Consider the following 15,457-nt stretch of genomic DNA (forward strand, 5'->3'; position numbering starts at 1 on the left):
TGGCGCCCACAGAGGGGGGAGGGTGTCGGCGACCGCGGTGGCCGTGCGCGGGCGGTGTCCCGGCTCACTGGGACGGAACCCGCGCACGGTGACTACTCGGCGTACTCCTCGGCGATGCGGACCAGGGTGCGGGTTCCCGCGCCGGTGCCGCCCTTCGGGGTGTGGCCGTGCGGACCGCCCTGGTTGAAGGACGGGCCCGCGATGTCGAGGTGCGCCCACTTGACGCCCTCGCCGATGAACTCCTGGAGGAAGACGCCCGCCGAGAGCATGCCGCCCCAGCGCTCGCCCGCCACGTTCGCGATGTCGGCGACCGCGGAGTCGAGCCCCGCCCGCAGCTCGGAGGGGAGCGGCATCGGCCAGGAGGCCTCGCCCTCCGCCCCGGCGGCGGCGACGACCGCATCGCGCACGCCGTCGTCGTTGGCCATGACCGCGAACACCCGGGTGCCGAGCGCGACCAGCTGCGCGCCGGTCAGCGTGGCGATGTCCACGACCAGGTCGGGCTGGTCCTCCTGGGCCCGGACCAGGGCGTCCGCCATGACCAGGCGGCCCTCGGCGTCGGTGTTGAGGACCTCGACGGTCTTGCCGCCGTAGATGCTCAGCACGTCGGAGGGGCGCTGGGCGGTGCCGCTGGGCATGTTCTCCGCCACGGCCAGGTAGCCGACGGCGTTGACCTTCAGGCCCAGGGTGGAGATGGCGCGCATGGCGGCGAGCACGGAGGCGGCGCCGGCCATGTCGGACTTCATCCAGTCCATCGAGCCCGCGGGCTTGAGGGAGAGGCCGCCCGAGTCGAAGGTGATGCCCTTGCCGACGAAGGCGACGGTCCTGGTCGCCTCCGGGTGGCTGTGGGCGAGGCGGACCAGGCGGGGCGGGTTGGACGAGCCCTGGCCGACGCCGGTCAGGCCGCCGTAGCCGCCCTCGGACAGTGCCCGCTCGTCCAGGACCTCGATCTCGAGGCCGGCCTGCTGGGCGATCTCCTGGGCGGCGGCGGCCAGGTCCTCGGGGACCAGGTCGGCCGGGGCGGTGTTGACCAGGTCGCGCGTGAAGTTGACGGCCTCGGCCATGACCGCGGCGCGCTCGACGGCCGCCTCCGCGCCCGGCGCGGAGCAGGCCAGGACCAGGGAGCCGGCGGCGCGGCCCTCGGCCTGCTCGCGGGCCTCGTCACCGGTGCGGTACCGGTCGAAGACGTAGGTTCCGAGCTGGGCGCCGAGGGCGACGGCCCCGGCCTCGGCGGCGCTCCCGGCGGGCAGGGCCAGGACCACGCGGCCGGCGCCCCCGGGGCGCGAGGCGAGCGACCGCAGGGCGGCGCCCGCGGCGCGGGACAGGACGTCGGGGTCGACGGGGCCCTCGGCGGGCGCCGGGCCGAGACCGACCGCGACGACGACCGGGGCCCTGACGGCTCCGAGGGAGGCAATGGTGTGCACCTCCTCGGGTGCGCCGCTCGCTCCCAGGAGCGACAGGGTCGGGGCGAGGCCGCCCGGGAAGGCGGCGTCGACGTCATGCGCGCCCGACGCGGGTTCCGGAGCGTCGCCTCCGGAGTGGTAGCCGACGACAACCGCGTCGGCGTCGAGCGAACTGGGGGACTCCGTGTTTACTGCCAACGACGTGCTCACACCCCCGATGCTAGTCGCCTCCCGTGCCGGGCGGGGACGCGGCACCCCGGCTCCCCAGGGGGTCTGACGCCGCGCTCCGCGCGACCGGGGGCGGGGGGTGTTCCCGGGGGCGGCCCCGGCCCGCCCGCGCGGTGAGAGGGCCCCTGGTCGCCCACCGGGGGCGTCGCACGCCCGCTCCCCGGGGCTCGCGCCTGCCCGTGCGGGAGGACCGTGAAACTCCGTGTGAAAAAATGTGACGATGGCGACATCCCGCCACCGGAGGCGACCGCACGGCCGTGAACCCCCTGGTGGGAACCGTGCCCGGCCTCACACCCACGCGGTCGCCGCGGCCGCCGCCACCAGCGCCGCGGTCGAGGCCGTCTCCACCAGGGCGCCCAGGACGTCGCCGGTGATCCCGCCGAGGCGCCGCACCGCCCGGCGCAGCAGCGCTCCGGCGGCGACCAGGCCCGCCGCCGCAGCGAGGGCGTGGGCCGCGGCCAGGGCGGGCGCCTGCGCAGCCCCCGTGAGGCAGAGGGCGGCGACGAACGCCACGGCCGCCGCCGCACGCGGCCGGCACACCGTCCCCGCCACGAAGGCACCCAGGCCCCCGGACCGCGCCGACGGCACCCGGGGGACGCACGCCAGCGTCACCGCCAGCCGTCCCGTCGCGCCCGCGACGGCGGCCCCGGACAGGGCGGCCCAGGGCGAGGCCGCCACCAGCTGTCCCAGCGCCAGGGCCTGTGCCGCCATCGCCACCACGACCGACACCACGCCGAACGGTCCGATGTCGGACCGCCGCATCACCTCCAGCGCCCCCTCCGCCGGCCTGCCGCTCCCCAGGCCGTCCGCCAGGTCGGCCAGCCCGTCCAGGTGCAGCCCCCGCGTCGCGAGCGCGCCCAGGCCCACGGAGAGCACCGCCGCCAGGGAGGGGGCCAGGCCGGCCCAGGCGCCGGCCGCCGCGACCGCGCCGGAGAGGAGGCCCAGGACCGCGCCGACCACGGGCGCCCACGCCATCGCCCAGCCGGCGGCCGCCCGGTCCACCCGCCCCGCCCGCACGGGGAAGGCGGTGAACGTGCCCAGGGCCATCCGGGCCCCCGCGATCGCGTCGGCCGCGGCCGGGACCGCGGAGGGGGGACCGCCCTCCGTCGGCCCGCCCGTCACGGCAGCTCCAGGACGCGGCCGGCCGTCACGAGGACCACGTCCTCGGACTCGGCTCCCACCCACTGGTTCAGCCGGCCGAGGTGGTCGCGGAAGAGCCGGCCGGAACGGGTCGCGGGCACCACCCCCGACCCCACCTCGTTGGTGACGGCCACGACGTAGGCCCGGGTCCCGCGCCAGGCCTCCAGCAGGTCCCGGACCGCCGCCTCCACCCGCTCCTCGGCGTCGGGGGGCGGCGCCTCGTCCCACAGCCCCGCCTCGTCCATCACCCGGGTCAGCCAGGTGCCGAGGCAGTCGACCAGGACCGCCCCCCTCTCCCGCCGGAGCAGCGGGGCCAGTTCCGCGGTCTGCTCGGTCCGCCACCACCAGGGGCGGCGGCGCACGTGCCTGTCCACCCGGTCGGCCCACTCGGGGTCCTCGGACGGATCCGGCTCCGGCCCGGTCGCCGCGTACACCACCCTGGGCTCCGCGAGCAGGCGCAGCTCCGCCTCCGTCGACTTCCCCGAGCGGGCGCCGCCGGTGACCAGGGTCCGGTGCGGCCCCTGCGGGCGCGGCTCCGGCCACACCGACGGCGGGCACGACATGACCTGGCCGTCCCCGGGGGCCAGGGCGCCCCACAGCCGCGCGCGCCGGGCGAACTCCTGCTGAGAGGGGATCCGGTGGTCGCCGCCCACGGCCACGACCGCGGTGGTCACCCCGATCACCCCCGAGCGCCGCAGCTCGCCGATGACCTCCGGGCGCCGCGCGGCGTCCACGACGACCATGTCCACCTGCTGTTCGGGCCGTGCCGAGGAGTAGCCGGAGAGCCCCTCCGCCCGTGCCTCCACAGGGGGGCCGCCGGGCAGCGGGCCCGGGCCCGACCGGGCGTAGAGCAGCCTGCCGCCGTCGGCGGCCTCGACCAGGCAGCCGTCCGGCGTCGCGGACACGGTGTATCCCGGGGGCACGGGCCCGACCGCGCCCGCCTCGCGGACGCGGAAGCGGTCGTCGACGGTCACGCGCACGGGCAGGCGGCGTTCGGCCAGGGCCTTGTTGCAGGAGGAGCAGGTGCACTGCGGTGCGGGCCAGCCCGCGGGGCCCGCCGTCCCCTGAAATCGGATACGCACCGGAAAAGTAAACAGCATGCCGGACCGCGCCTTGGTTAAGCTCGGCACAGGATCACGGTGACCACCACCGCGGCCTGCGTGACGAAGGGCGGTCGAACATGGCGTGGACCTGGCGGTACTTCGAGGCCGACGGCGCCGACCCTCTGGCGGAGGACCTGCCGTCCGAGTCGTTCACCTCGCGTGGCGACGCGGAGAGCTGGCTGGGGGAGAACTGGCAGGAGCTCGCCGAGGGGGGTGTCGGCCGCGTCGCCCTCCTGGAGGACGACCGGGAGGTCTACGCGATGGCCCTGGAGCCCGTCGAGTAGGGCGTCCGCGCCGCGCGCGGCGGGTCCGGCGCCTCCCCGGCGCCTGCGCGGAGCGCATGAACGCCCCCGGTGCCTGCGCCGTCCGGGGAACGCCCGGGCCCGTGGCCGGGCTGCCGTCCGGCCACGGGCCCGGGGGCGGCCGCCCGACTAGATGCCGTGGACGTCCTCGGGGCTCTTCGTCAGCGCGGGGTCGCGCTGGACGCTGTCGCCGAGGACCTCGTCGATCCGCTCCAGCAGGTCCGCGTCGAGCCGGACGCCCGCGGCCTTCACGTTGCCCTCGACCTGCTCGGGGCGGGAGGCGCCGATGATCGCCGACGACACGTTCGGGTTCTGGAGGACCCAGGCCAGGGACAGCTGCGCCAGGGTCAGGCCCGCCTCGGCCGCCAGCGGCTCCAGCCGCTGGACCCGCTCCAGCAGGACCTGGTCGCCGACCTTGTCGGCGATGGCCTGCTTGATCTTGGGATCGGTCGCGCGCGATCCCTCCGGCAGGTCCTGGCCCGGCTTGTACTTGCCGCTCAGGACGCCTCCCGCCAGGGGCGACCACACGATCTGGCCGATGCCCTCGCGCTCGCAGACCGGGACGACCTCGGACTCGACGACCCGCCACACCATGTTGTACTGCGGCTGGCTGGAGACGATCCGGTCGAAGCCCATCTCGTCGGCGATCCTCAGCGCCTGCTCGATCTCGTCCGCGCGCCACTCCGAGACGCCGATGTAGAGGACCTTGCCCTGGCGGACCAGGTCCTCGAACGCCCGCATCGTCTCCTCCAGGGGGGTGGAGTAGTCGAACCGGTGCGCCTGGTACAGGTCCAGGTAGTCGGTCCCGAGGCGGCGCAGGGAGTCCTCGGCGCCGCGGAGGACGTGCTTGCGGGAGAGGCCGCGGTCGTTCCTGCCGTCGCCCATGGGCCAGTAGACCTTGGAGAAGATCTCGAGGCCGTCCCGGCGCTCGCCCTTCAGCGCCCGGCCGAGCACCTCCTCGGCCTTGCCCCCGGCGTACACGTCCGCGGTGTCGAACGTGGTGATGCCCGCGTCCAGGGCCGCGCGGACACAGGCCGCGGCCGTGTCCTCCTCCACCTGGGAGCCGTGGGTGAGCCAGTTCCCGTAGGCGATCTCGCTGACCATGAGACCGCTGTTGCCTAGATGCCGAAAGTCCATGGGCAGCACTCTAGTGGGGGATCGTGTCGATTTGTCAGGAATGTAATGGCATGGCTGGGACCGCTCCCGCGCCGGGGAAGAGTGAAGGGCCGGTGCGGGCACCGGCCCTACTCACGTGGCGCGGGGGGCGGGAAGGCGCGGGGCGTCTAGCGCGCGCCGCGGGGCGTCGGGTCCTCGCCGACCTTGAGCCGCGGCTTGGGCAGGCGCAGGCGGCGGAACTGCAGCTGGCGCATGGCCGCGTACATCCCGATGCCCCGGATGGCGGTGTCGTCGGGGAAGTACTCCAGGGCGCGCTTCTTGACGGCGCGTCCCACCAGGACGCCCTCGCCGATGATCGTCACCATCATCAGCGGCCAGGCCACGTAGGCCACGCCGACCTGGAAGAGCGGGTTGTTGATGAACAGCAGGGCGATGATGAGGATCGAGAACGGCAGGAAGAACTCGCTGGCGCTGCGGCGCGAGTCGATGTAGTCGCGGGCGAACGCGCGGGCCTCGCCCAGGTCCTGCTGGCGGTAGTAGCGGGCCTCGTCCTTGGGCACGCCCTTGAGGCCGCCGGAACTCCGGACGGTCTGGCCGCGTTGACGGTCGAGACGGTCCCGGTAGGCGCGGTAGGCCTCCTTACGGCTCTCGGGGGCCTTCACCGGCTTGCGGGGGATCGTCTCGGATTCCCTGCGCTTTGGGGTGGGGACACCCTTCTTGGGGGTGTATCCCTTAGGTTGGGTGGCCTCAGTGGCCTCGGGGCTGGCGGATTCGGAAGAGTGCGAATCCGTGGCTGCGGAAGCGGAGCGACGTCGGAACACACCCACAGGGTAGCCGGTCATAGCTTTATGGCGACCGCGGGCCAGACCGCGTAGGGTTGGGCAAAGCGCCCGCTGGGAACAGCCGATGTACGCACCGAGAAGGGGACGGCCACGCCGATGAGCGTGTTTCAGCGACTTTCGATGATCTTCAAATCCAAGGCCAACAAGGCCTTGGACTCGGTCGAGGACCCCAGGGAAACCCTCGACTACTCGTACCAGAAACAGCTCGAACTCCTGCAGAAGGTCCGTCGTGGGGTGGCGGACGTCGCGACCTCCCGCAAGCGGGTCGAGCTCCAGATCCAGCAGCTGGAGCAGCAGTCCGGCAAGCTGGAGAACCAGGGCCGGGCGGCCCTGACCCAGGGCCGCGAGGACCTCGCCCGCGAGGCCCTCACCCGCCGCTCCGGCCTGGCCACCCAGATCGAGGGCCTGCGCGAGCAGCACGCCAACCTCCAGGGCGAGGAGCAGAAGCTCACGCTGGCGGCCCAGCGCCTCCAGGCCAAGGTGGACGCCTTCCGCACGCGCAAGGAGACCATCAAGGCGACGTACACCGCCGCCCAGGCCCAGACGCAGATCAGCGAGGCCTTCTCCGGCATCTCCGAGGAGATGGGCGACGTCGGCATGGCGGTCCAGCGTGCCGAGGACAAGACCGCCGAGATGCAGGCCCGCGCCGGCGCCGTCGACGAACTGCTCGCCTCCGGCGCGCTCGACGACGTCACCGGCACCGCCAAGGACGACATCCAGAGCGAGCTCGACCGGATGGCCAGCACCACCGGCGTCGAGGCCGAGCTGGAGCGCATGAAGATGGAGCTCGGCGGCGGCAGCTCCACCCCTCAGATCGAGGGCGGGAACGGCGCCGGCAGCACCGGGAACCGGGAGGGCTCGTGATCGTCCGCATCATGGGTGAGGGCCAGGTCGACCTGACCGACGCCGACCTGCAACTGCTCAACTCCTTCGACTCCGCGCTGGAGTCGGCGATCGAGTCGGGTGACGAGGAGACGTTCCGCCAGGCCCTGCACGACCTTCTCGCGAAGGTCCGGGAGGACGGCAGGCCGCTGCCCCCCGACGCCCTGGAGCCGTCCGAGTTCATCCTTCCGCACGCCGACGCCAGCATGGAAGAGGTGCGGCAGATGCTCCAGGACGACGGGCTCATCCCCGGCTAGGACCGTTCCTCTCCGTCCGCGCACACCGCATCCGTCCAGGTGTGCGCCGGACAGGGGCAGCGGGATCCGACAGGCCCGCCACGGCCGGTCGGAACCGCGCTCGGTGCCTGCGCGCGCGTGTTTTCGCCGAGGCCGCCGTGACACCGTCACGGCGGCCTCGGCGTGTGCGGGGGCCGGTGTGCGCCGGAACACCCCGCGCCCGGCCGCCCCGGCGGAACCCGGCGCCCCCGCGTCCCCGTTGACCGGAGAGGGGGACGCACCGTGGGGAACACGCTGTACACCGCTTTGACCCCTTTCTCACCTGTGCGAACTACACTCCGAGACAGTCGGGGAGAGGAGTGCGGCATGGCTGGTTCCAAGTTCAGGCCGGACCGCGGGCTCACCACCCGGATGGTGACGACCATGGGCCTCCTGGCCCTGGTGTACGCGGCCTTCGTGGTCGGACTGGTCCTGGTGGGGCTCAACGTGTGGCTCGTGGTCCTCCTCGTCGCCGGGTTCGCGCTCTTCAGCTACTTCGCCTCCGACAAGATCGCCATGTTCTCCATGGGCGCCAGGGAGGTCACGCCCCAGCAGGCGCCCGAGCTGCACGCCGTGGTCGACCGGCTGTGCGCCATGGCCGACATGGCCAAGCCCAGGGTCGGGGTCGCCGACACCGACGTCCCCAACGCCTTCGCCACCGGCCACAACGAGAAGAGCGCGGTCATCTGCGTGACGACCGGCCTCATGCGCCGCCTGGAGGGCCCCGAGCTGGAGGCGGTCGTCGCCCATGAGCTGTCCCACATCGCCCACCGCGACGTCATGGTCATGACCGTCGCCGGGTTCCTCGGCATCGTCGCGGGCTTCCTCACCCAGGCGGGCCTGCGCTTCGCGATGTTCGCCGGGGCGAGCCGCGGCAACAACAACGGGCCGGCGCCCGCGGTGGTCGCCCTCCTGGTCGTCCTGGTCAGCGCCGTCGCCTGGGCGCTCAGCTTCCTGCTCACCCGGGCGCTGTCCCGGTACCGGGAGCTCTCGGCCGACCGGGCCGCCGCCTACCTGACCGGGCGCCCCTCCGTGCTGGGGAGCGCCCTCACCAAGATCACCGGCGACATGGCGCGGATCCCGAGCCGCGACCTGCGCCAGGTGGAGCCGTTCAACGCGTTCTTCTTCACCCCCGCGCTCTCCCGCGAGGGGTTCAGCTTCAGCCGGCTGGTCGCGACCCACCCCCCGGTCGACCAGCGCCTGTCCCAGCTCTCCGAGATCTCCCGGCAGCTCGGACAGGGCCGCTGAGCGGGGTCGCGGCGGGCGCCACCCGACCGACGAGGGAGCACACGATGAGTTTCTGGCGGGCCCTGCTGGGCCGCTCCAAGCCGACCGCACCCGACCTCGACGCCCTCTTCGGCCTGCCCTCGGCGGCCGTCACCCTGCGGGCCGCGGCCGGGTTCCGGCCCACCGGCACGGGGTCCGTCGCCTTCCGCGCCACCGAGGGCGCGGCCTTCGCCGACCTGGAGCGCGACATCACCGCGCTGCTCGACGCCGGCGACGGGCCGCCGGTCGACCAGGTCACCGACGACTACGGCTACACGTGGCTGGTCGTCCGCACGCACGACCCGGCGGGAGCGGAGGGGGAGGTCACCGACCCCGACATCACCGGCCTGGTCACCGACCTGCACGCCGTCAACTCCACCCTGGAGGCCAACGGGTACGGACCCTCGCTCCTGTGCTCCCTCGTCGGGTTCACGGACGGGACGCGCTCCCTGGGCCTCGTGTACCTGTACAAGCGCGGGACCTTCTACCCCTTCGCGCCCACCGGCGACGGCCGGCACAGGGACAACGCCCTCGAACTCCAGCTCGAGGCCGCCGTCGGCGACGACCTGCCCCTGGAGCGGGACCGCTCCCGCTGGTTCCCGGTCTACGGCGCGCCGGGCCTGTGACCCGGGGCGCGGCCCCGTCCCGGCGGCACGGACCGCGCCGGGAGATGGCGTCCCGGGGCCGGACAAATTACCCTGGGGGGACGAGCACACCCGTGCTTCGCCGGAACCTCCCCCACGCCAGGGGGCACTGGGGAACGGTGGCAGGGAGAACACAGCGGCGGCACGGCGGAATGCCGGACCGGCCCCGGGCGTTGGGACCCGTTGAAGAGGACAGGACCCGCCGCGGCGGGCCGGTCCCCCAAGCGACCAGGGGTCGCCAGGCAGCCGCAACCCCTTTTCAGAGGAGCTTTACAACATGACGGTTCAGAGCGAGGTCACCGAGGGGATCAACCTCACCGACGAGGCGTCCGGCAAGGTCAGGGCGCTTCTGGAGCAGGAGGGCCGGGACGACCTCCGTCTCCGTGTGGCCGTCCAGCCCGGTGGTTGCTCGGGGCTGCGTTACCAGCTCTACTTCGACGAGCGCGACCTGGACGGGGACGTGGTCACCGACTTCGGCGGCGTCGAGGTCGTCACCGACCGGATGAGCTCCCCCTACCTCGTCGGCGCCACGATCGACTTCGTGGACACCATCGAGAAGCAGGGGTTCACGATCGACAACCCCAACGCCACGGGTTCCTGCGCCTGCGGCGACTCCTTCAACTAGGGAGTACGCCCCCGCCGCCGGCCGCGGCGGGCGGCGGGGCACCGGGGGAGGGCGGACATCCGCCCTCCCCCTCGCCGTTTCCGCAGCCCCGCGCGGGGAATCCCGATGACGGAACCCCGGCCGGGAGCGGCACTCGGTACCCTGGGTCGGTCCGAAACGGGCACGTCCTCGGCCTGCCCGCACCCGTCCGGTCGCCCCGACCGGACGCCTCCCACCCAAGGAGCCTTCGTCCCGTGCGTATCGCGGTTGCCGGATCCATCGCCACCGACCACCTCATGTCCTTCGAGGGCCGGTTCGCGGAACAGATCATCCCCGACCAGATCCAGCAGTTGTCCCTCTCCTTCCTGATCGACGAGCTGGACGTCCGTCGCGGAGGCGTCGCGGCCAACATCTGCTTCGGCATGGGCGGCTTCGGCCTCGCCCCCGTCCTCGTCGGCGCGGCGGGGGCCGACTTCGAGGACTACCGCGCCTGGCTGGACCGCCACGGGGTCGACACGTCCGCCGTGTACATCTCCGAGCTGCGGCACACCGCCCGCTTCATCTGCACCACGGACCGCGACCAGAACCAGATCGCCTCGTTCTACGCGGGCGCCATGGCCGAGGCGCGCAACATCGAGCTCCAGGCGGTCGCGGAGCGGGTCGGCGGGCTCGACCTCGTCCTCATCGGCGCCGACGACCCGCTCGCCATGGTCCGCCACAGCGAGGAGTGCCGCACGCGCGGCATCCCCTTCGCGGCGGACCCCTCCCAGCAGCTGGCCCGGATGGAGGGCCCCGAGGTCCGCACCCTCATCGAGGGGGCGACCTTCCTGTTCGGCAACGAGTACGAGAAGGCCCTCGCGGAGCAGAAGACCGGCTGGTCCGACGCGGACGTCCTGAGCCGGGTCGGCACCCGCGTCACCACCCTCGGGGCCAAGGGCGCCCGCATCGACCGGGAGGGCGAGCCGGCCCTGCACGTCCCCGCGGCCTCGGTCGACAACCTCGTCGACCCCACCGGCATGGGGGACGCCTTCCGCGCGGGCTTCCTGGCCGCCCACTCCTGGGGCCTGTCCCTGGAGCGGGCCGCCCAGGTCGGCAACGCCACCGCCGTGCACTGCCTGGAGGCGGACGGCCCGCAGGAGTACACCATGACCGGCGCCTCCCTGCTGGAGCGCGTGGAGAAGTCGTACGGCGCCGCGGCCGCCGCCGAGGTCCGGCCGTTCGTCTGACCGGGGGCCCCGGGCGCCGTCCCCCGCCCGCGCGGGTCGGGGCGGTGCCCGGGAACCCGTAGAGTAGATAGTCGCGACCCGCACGACCCGATCCGATCCCGGACCGGGCCGCGCCCCGAACGGTCGGCCGTGCGCCCCAGGGCGCCCCGGCCGCCCGCACGGGGAGCCCCGTGCCCGCCGGTGCGCTGAAACGCGTACCGGTTACCTAGCCCAAGCCGTCCGCGCAGGGTCGCCGCGACGGTGGGGAACCCACCCCGGACCCCCGTGCCACGGCACGCGGTCGGGGCTCGGGCGCCGTGAGCGCCTCCCAGATCTAGGCAAGCCTTACCTGGGATTCCCTGATTCACCCTGAAAGGACATTGCATGCGCTACACCGGACCGAAGGTGCGGTTGTCCCGGCGCGCCGGCACCCCGCTGACCCGTAAGGCGGTCAGCTACTTCGAGAAGCGTCCGTACCCGCCCGGTGAGCACGGTCGCCGTGTCCGCCGCAACAGCAGCGACTTCGCCGTCCGTCAGGCGGAGAAGCAGAAGGTGCGCTGGTACTACGACCTGACCGAGAAGCAGCTGGTCAGGATCTACGAGAACGCGAAGAAGCGCTCCGGCCGCACCGGCGAGGAGATGCTCGCCGAGCTGGAGATGCGTCTGGCCACGGTCGTGCTGCGCGCCGGTCTGGCCGCGTCGATCTACGCCGCCCGCCAGTTCATCAACCACGGCCACATCACCGTGGACGGCAAGAAGGTCGACATCCCGTCGTACCAGGTCAAGCCCGGCCAGATCATCGAGGTCCGGGAGAAGTCCCGCACCATGGTGCCGTTCGTCGAGGCCGCCGAGGGCGTCCACGCGGACGACAAGATCGCCGGCTTCCTCGCGGTGAGCCACAAGGACCTGCGCATCGCGGTCATCGACCGCCCCAAGCGCGAGCAGATCCCGGTGCCCTTCGACGAGCAGCTCGTCGTCGAGTTCTACGCCCGCTAGTCGCGAACCCCGCGCCCCGCGCGCGTCCCCAGGGGCGCACCGGGGACCGGAGAGGCCGCGCGGACCCCGTCCGCGCGGCCTCGTCGTGTGCGGGCCGCCCTCCCGCGCCGCTCCCGGGAAACACCGGGCGGCGAATCGTTATCGCAACGGGATGGCGGAACGCGCGCCGGGGCCGGTTCAGTACATCCGGCGGATGTGAAACGCGCTACCCCGCCCCAGGGGCTCCTCGGCGAGGAACTCGTGCATCTTCATGCGGCACCACGCGGGGATGTCGGCCCTGGCGGCCGGGTCGTCCGCGGTGACCGCGATGACCGACCCGATGGGCACTTCTCCCAGTCTGGCGGCCAGCATGATGATCGGGACGGGGCACTTGCGGCCCACCGCCTCGACCGTGACCAGCGGGGCCTGCGGCGGATACCCGGGCACTGAACACCCCCTGCGCGTCGTCGTCCTGTCTCCCCATCCTGCCCCGCCCGGCCCCCTAAGGCGAACCCGGTTAAGGGCGTCGTAAACCCAGCGATACGCTCGCCTTGGTCTTTCCTCGCGAAGCTTCCGGAACCGCCGCCCACGAGCGGCGGGGTCGCCCGCGGGGAGGAGGGCCCGGGGGGACGCCGGGCCGCGCTCCGTAGCCAGCCGGGAGGGTATCCTCCGCGGGCGAACGGGCCCGGCTCCACGTACCGCCGCGCGTTCCGCGCAGGGGCGTCTGGCAACACGCTGACCAGGTAAGCCCATGAACGGCACGCCGGGCGGTTCGCGATAATGTTTCCCCTTGACAAGCTTTGGACACTTAGGCCGCCCGTGGAGGATCCACGGGCTTCACCGCTGGGAAGGCAATCCGTGAGTCCGACCCGCCAAGAAAATCGGCGCCCCAATCCGCGCCGATGGGCACCACGCGGCGCCGCGCTCGCCGTGCTGGGGCTGGCCGCGACCGGCTGCGCGTCGAACGATCTCACTCGTTTGGGCATGCCGGAGCCGATCACCGACCAAGCCGAGCGTGTTCTCTCGCTCTGGCAGGGCTCCTGGGTGGCGGCTTTCGCGGTCGGCATTCTCGTGTGGGGGCTGATCATCTGGTCAGTCATCTTCCACCGCAAGCGCTCTGAGCAGTTGCCGCCGCAGGTGCGGTACAACATGCCCATCGAAGCGCTCTACACCGTCCTGCCGATCGTCGTCATCTCCGTGCTCTTCTTCTTCACCGCGCGGGACCAGGCCATCATCCTGGACACCGACGAGCCGGCCGACGTGAACATCGAGGTCGTGGCCTTCCAATGGGCCTGGCAGTTCAACTACCTCGACGACACTAAGGAGAACGGCGGCGAGGTGCTCTTCTCCGAGACGGGCATCCCCAACCCGGACGGCACCGCCGACCCCTCGACGCAGACCACCCTGGTGCTTCCCGAGGGCGCGACCGTCCACTTCGACCTCCACTCGCCCGACGTCATCCACTCGTTCTGGATCCCCGAGTTCGGCTTCAAGATGGACGTCGTCCCCGGACGGGACAACGCGTTCCAGGCGAGCCTCACCGAGGACAGCGCGGGCCAGTACATCGGCCGCTGCGCGGAGCTGTGCGGGGTCGACCACACCCGCATGCTCTTCAACGTCGAGGTCCTTCCCCAGGACGAGTACGACGCCTGGGCCGCCGAGCAGGAGCAGGCGGCCGTGACCGCCGACAACGAGGCCGCCGAGGCCGTGGATTCCGGAGCGGACTCCGCCGACGGCTCGGGTGCCGAGGGATCGAATGCCGAGGGCACCGGTTCGGGCGCGGCCGACGCCGAGGAGAACGAGTAATGACCACGACGGCAACACCGGCTCGCACCGACGGCAAGGCGCCGTCGAGCGCGGGCTCGCTCATCGTCAACTGGCTGACGTCGACCGACCACAAGGTCATCGGGTACATGTACCTGATCACCTCGTTCGCGTTCTTCCTCTTCGGCGGCGTCCTGGCGCTCCTCATGCGCGCCGAGCTGTTCTCGCCGGGCATGCAGGTCATGTCCAACGAGCAGTTCAACCAGCTGTTCACCATGCACGGCACGATCATGCTGCTGATGTTCGCGACCCCGCTCTTCGTCGGGTTCTCCAACATCCTCATGCCGCTGCAGATCGGCGCCCCCGACGTCGCCTTCCCCCGGATCAACCTGTTCGGGTACTACCTGTACCTGTTCGGCAGCCTCATCGCCGTGGGCGGGTTCCTCACCCCGGGCGGCGCGGCCAGCTTCGGCTGGTTCGCGTACACGCCGCTGTCCGACGCGGTCCGCTCGCCGGGCCTGGGCGGCGACCTGTGGATCCTGGGCCTGGCCGTCTCCGGTCTGGGCACCATCCTCGGCGCGGTCAACTTCATCACCACCGGCCTGTGCATGCGCGCGCCCGGCATGACGATGTTCCGCATGCCGATCTTCACCTGGAACACGCTGCTCACCAGCGTCCTGGTGCTCATCGCGTTCCCGGTCCTGACCGCCGCCCTGATCGCCCTGGGCGCCGACCGCATGATCGGCACGCACGTCTTCAACGCCGAGCACGGCGGCGCCATCCTGTGGCAGCACCTGTTCTGGTTCTTCGGGCATCCCGAGGTGTACATCATCGCCCTGCCGTTCTTCGGCATCGCGACGGAGATCCTGCCGGTCTTCAGCCGCAAGCCGATCTTCGGCTACAAGAGCCTGGTGGCCGCCACCATCGCCATCGCGGGCCTGTCCGTCACCGTGTGGGCGCACCACATGTTCCCCACGGGCGCGGTCCTGCTGCCGTTCTTCTCCTTCATGACGTTCCTCATCGCGGTCCCGACCGGCGTGAAGTTCTTCAACTGGATCGGCACGATGTGGCGGGGGCAGCTGAGCTTCGAGACGCCGATGCTGTTCACGATCGGCTTCCTGGTCACCTTCCTCTTCGGCGGCCTGACCGGCGTGCTCCTGGCCTCCCCGCCGATCGACTTCCACGTCACCGACTCCTACTTCGTGGTGGCGCACTTCCACTACGTGGTCTTCGGCACCGTGGTGTTCGCGATGTTCGCGGGCTTCTACTTCTGGTGGCCCAAGTTCACCGGCAGGATGCTCAACGAGAAGCTGGGCAAGTTCCACTTCTGGCTGCTGTTCTTCGGCTTCCACGGCACGTTCCTGGTGCAGCACTGGCTGGGCGCCTCCGGGTTCCCGCGCCGCTACGCCGACTACCTGCCCGGAGACGGCTTCACCGAGCTGAACCAGATCTCCTCGGTGTCGTCGTTCGTGCTGGGGGCCTCGACGCTCATCTTCTTCTGGAACATGTACATCACCGCGAAGAGGGCGCCGCTGGTCACCGTGGACGACCCGTGGGGCTACGGCTGCTCGCTGGAGTGGGCCACCTCCTGCCCGCCGCCGCGGCACAACTTCACGTCGCTGCCGCGCATCCGTTCGGAGCGTCCCGCGTTCGACCTGAACCACCCGCACGCCGCGGTTCCGGCGGGCACGGACCCCGAGAGGAACTAGGG

16 protein-coding genes are annotated in these 15,457 nt (G+C 72.2%); 10 read left to right on the top strand and 6 right to left on the bottom strand.

The annotated features are described in order from the left end of the window. Positions 1–92: 92 nt before the first annotated feature. The 3 genes from ACQPYD_RS08210 to ACQPYD_RS08220 all read right to left on the bottom strand — a co-directional run bounded on the left by ACQPYD_RS08210 (position 93) and on the right by ACQPYD_RS08220 (position 3,742). Positions 93–1,610, bottom strand: a complete 1,518-nt coding sequence (locus tag ACQPYD_RS08210) for a leucyl aminopeptidase (RefSeq protein WP_433700450.1) — start codon at positions 1,608–1,610, stop codon at positions 93–95. A gap of 306 nt (positions 1,611–1,916) precedes the next feature. Beyond that, entirely contained in the window at positions 1,917–2,675 is a 759-nt protein-coding gene (locus ACQPYD_RS08215; protein WP_433701989.1) for an adenosylcobinamide-GDP ribazoletransferase, read from the bottom strand. A gap of 71 nt (positions 2,676–2,746) precedes the next feature. Continuing rightward, on the bottom strand, positions 2,747–3,742 hold the full coding sequence (locus ACQPYD_RS08220) for a bifunctional adenosylcobinamide kinase/adenosylcobinamide-phosphate guanylyltransferase (protein WP_433701990.1): 996 nt from the start codon (positions 3,740–3,742) through the stop codon (positions 2,747–2,749). A 206-nt stretch (positions 3,743–3,948) separates the two neighbouring features. On the opposite strand from ACQPYD_RS08220, the gene ACQPYD_RS08225 reads away from it, so the two are divergent. After that, complete coding sequence (locus tag ACQPYD_RS08225; RefSeq protein ID WP_267948859.1) at positions 3,949–4,155, top strand: hypothetical protein; 207 nt, start codon at positions 3,949–3,951, stop codon at positions 4,153–4,155. Between the two features lie 147 nt (positions 4,156–4,302). Here ACQPYD_RS08225 and ACQPYD_RS08230 read toward each other — a convergent pair whose 3' ends face one another. Continuing rightward, entirely contained in the window at positions 4,303–5,310 is a 1,008-nt protein-coding gene (locus ACQPYD_RS08230) for an aldo/keto reductase family protein (protein WP_433700451.1), read from the bottom strand. A gap of 146 nt (positions 5,311–5,456) precedes the next feature. Continuing rightward, on the bottom strand, positions 5,457–6,131 hold the full coding sequence (locus tag ACQPYD_RS08235; protein ID WP_433700452.1) for a DUF3043 domain-containing protein: 675 nt from the start codon (positions 6,129–6,131) through the stop codon (positions 5,457–5,459). 120 nt (positions 6,132–6,251) lie between these two features. Between ACQPYD_RS08235 and ACQPYD_RS08240 the strand changes: the two genes are divergently transcribed. The 7 genes from ACQPYD_RS08240 (at position 6,252) to rpsD (ending at position 12,003) form a co-directional block, all read left to right on the top strand. Next, on the top strand, positions 6,252–6,995 hold the full coding sequence (locus ACQPYD_RS08240; protein ID WP_433700453.1) for a PspA/IM30 family protein: 744 nt from the start codon (positions 6,252–6,254) through the stop codon (positions 6,993–6,995). Beyond that, entirely contained in the window at positions 6,992–7,270 is a 279-nt protein-coding gene (pspAA, locus tag ACQPYD_RS08245) for a PspA-associated protein PspAA (protein ID WP_330161715.1), read from the top strand. The genes ACQPYD_RS08240 and pspAA overlap by 4 nt, the downstream gene beginning before the upstream one ends. 345 nt (positions 7,271–7,615) lie before the next feature. Further along, positions 7,616–8,536: a zinc metalloprotease HtpX gene (gene htpX / locus ACQPYD_RS08250; protein ID WP_433700454.1), complete on the top strand. Its 921-nt coding sequence runs from the start codon at positions 7,616–7,618 to the stop codon at positions 8,534–8,536. Between the two features lie 44 nt (positions 8,537–8,580). Further along, positions 8,581–9,180, top strand: a complete 600-nt coding sequence (gene pspAB / locus ACQPYD_RS08255; RefSeq protein ID WP_433700455.1) for a PspA-associated protein PspAB — start codon at positions 8,581–8,583, stop codon at positions 9,178–9,180. Positions 9,181–9,475: 295 nt separating this feature from the next. Next, positions 9,476–9,823: a HesB/IscA family protein gene (locus ACQPYD_RS08260; RefSeq protein WP_267948866.1), complete on the top strand. Its 348-nt coding sequence runs from the start codon at positions 9,476–9,478 to the stop codon at positions 9,821–9,823. Between the two features lie 233 nt (positions 9,824–10,056). Continuing rightward, complete coding sequence (locus ACQPYD_RS08265) at positions 10,057–11,028, top strand: carbohydrate kinase family protein (RefSeq protein WP_267948867.1); 972 nt, start codon at positions 10,057–10,059, stop codon at positions 11,026–11,028. A gap of 363 nt (positions 11,029–11,391) precedes the next feature. Continuing rightward, the gene (gene rpsD / locus ACQPYD_RS08270; RefSeq protein WP_433700456.1) at positions 11,392–12,003 is read left to right on the top strand and encodes a 30S ribosomal protein S4; all 612 of its coding nucleotides are present in this window, start codon (positions 11,392–11,394) and stop codon (positions 12,001–12,003) included. Positions 12,004–12,180: 177 nt separating this feature from the next. On the opposite strand, the gene ACQPYD_RS08275 is transcribed toward rpsD, so the two are convergent. Then, positions 12,181–12,429: a sulfurtransferase TusA family protein gene (locus ACQPYD_RS08275; RefSeq protein WP_267948869.1), complete on the bottom strand. Its 249-nt coding sequence runs from the start codon at positions 12,427–12,429 to the stop codon at positions 12,181–12,183. Positions 12,430–12,840: 411 nt separating this feature from the next. Here ACQPYD_RS08275 and ctaC point away from each other — a divergent pair, with 411 nt between their 5' ends. Then, positions 12,841–13,788, top strand: coding sequence for an aa3-type cytochrome oxidase subunit II (gene ctaC, locus ACQPYD_RS08280; protein ID WP_433700457.1), 948 nt, complete (start codon positions 12,841–12,843; stop codon positions 13,786–13,788). Continuing rightward, the gene (gene ctaD, locus ACQPYD_RS08285; protein ID WP_433700458.1) at positions 13,788–15,455 is read left to right on the top strand and encodes an aa3-type cytochrome oxidase subunit I; all 1,668 of its coding nucleotides are present in this window, start codon (positions 13,788–13,790) and stop codon (positions 15,453–15,455) included. Before ctaC ends, ctaD begins: the two co-directional genes overlap by 1 nt. The last annotated feature ends 2 nt before the right edge of the window (positions 15,456–15,457 follow it).

Source organism: Nocardiopsis sp. CA-288880 (assembly GCF_050955985.1).
In the GTDB taxonomy this organism is placed as follows: domain Bacteria; phylum Actinomycetota; class Actinomycetes; order Streptosporangiales; family Streptosporangiaceae; genus Nocardiopsis; species Nocardiopsis tropica.

Bases quoted from the DNA above. Each gene is read 5' to 3' on its own strand.
- ACQPYD_RS08260 (WP_267948866.1), top strand. From the start codon at position 9,476: ATGACGGTTCAGAGCGAGGTCACCGAGGGGATCAACCTCACCGACGAG.
- ctaD (WP_433700458.1), top strand. From the start codon at position 13,788: ATGACCACGACGGCAACACCGGCTCGCACCGACGGCAAGGCGCCGTCG.
- ACQPYD_RS08215 (WP_433701989.1), bottom strand. From the start codon at position 2,675: ATGGCCCTGGGCACGTTCACCGCCTTCCCCGTGCGGGCGGGGCGGGTG.
- htpX (WP_433700454.1), top strand. From the start codon at position 7,616: ATGGCTGGTTCCAAGTTCAGGCCGGACCGCGGGCTCACCACCCGGATG.
- ACQPYD_RS08225 (WP_267948859.1), top strand. From the start codon at position 3,949: ATGGCGTGGACCTGGCGGTACTTCGAGGCCGACGGCGCCGACCCTCTG.
- ACQPYD_RS08230 (WP_433700451.1), bottom strand. From the start codon at position 5,310: ATGGACTTTCGGCATCTAGGCAACAGCGGTCTCATGGTCAGCGAGATC.
- pspAB (WP_433700455.1), top strand. From the start codon at position 8,581: ATGAGTTTCTGGCGGGCCCTGCTGGGCCGCTCCAAGCCGACCGCACCC.
- rpsD (WP_433700456.1), top strand. From the start codon at position 11,392: ATGCGCTACACCGGACCGAAGGTGCGGTTGTCCCGGCGCGCCGGCACC.
- ACQPYD_RS08240 (WP_433700453.1), top strand. From the start codon at position 6,252: ATGATCTTCAAATCCAAGGCCAACAAGGCCTTGGACTCGGTCGAGGAC.
- ACQPYD_RS08235 (WP_433700452.1), bottom strand. From the start codon at position 6,131: ATGACCGGCTACCCTGTGGGTGTGTTCCGACGTCGCTCCGCTTCCGCA.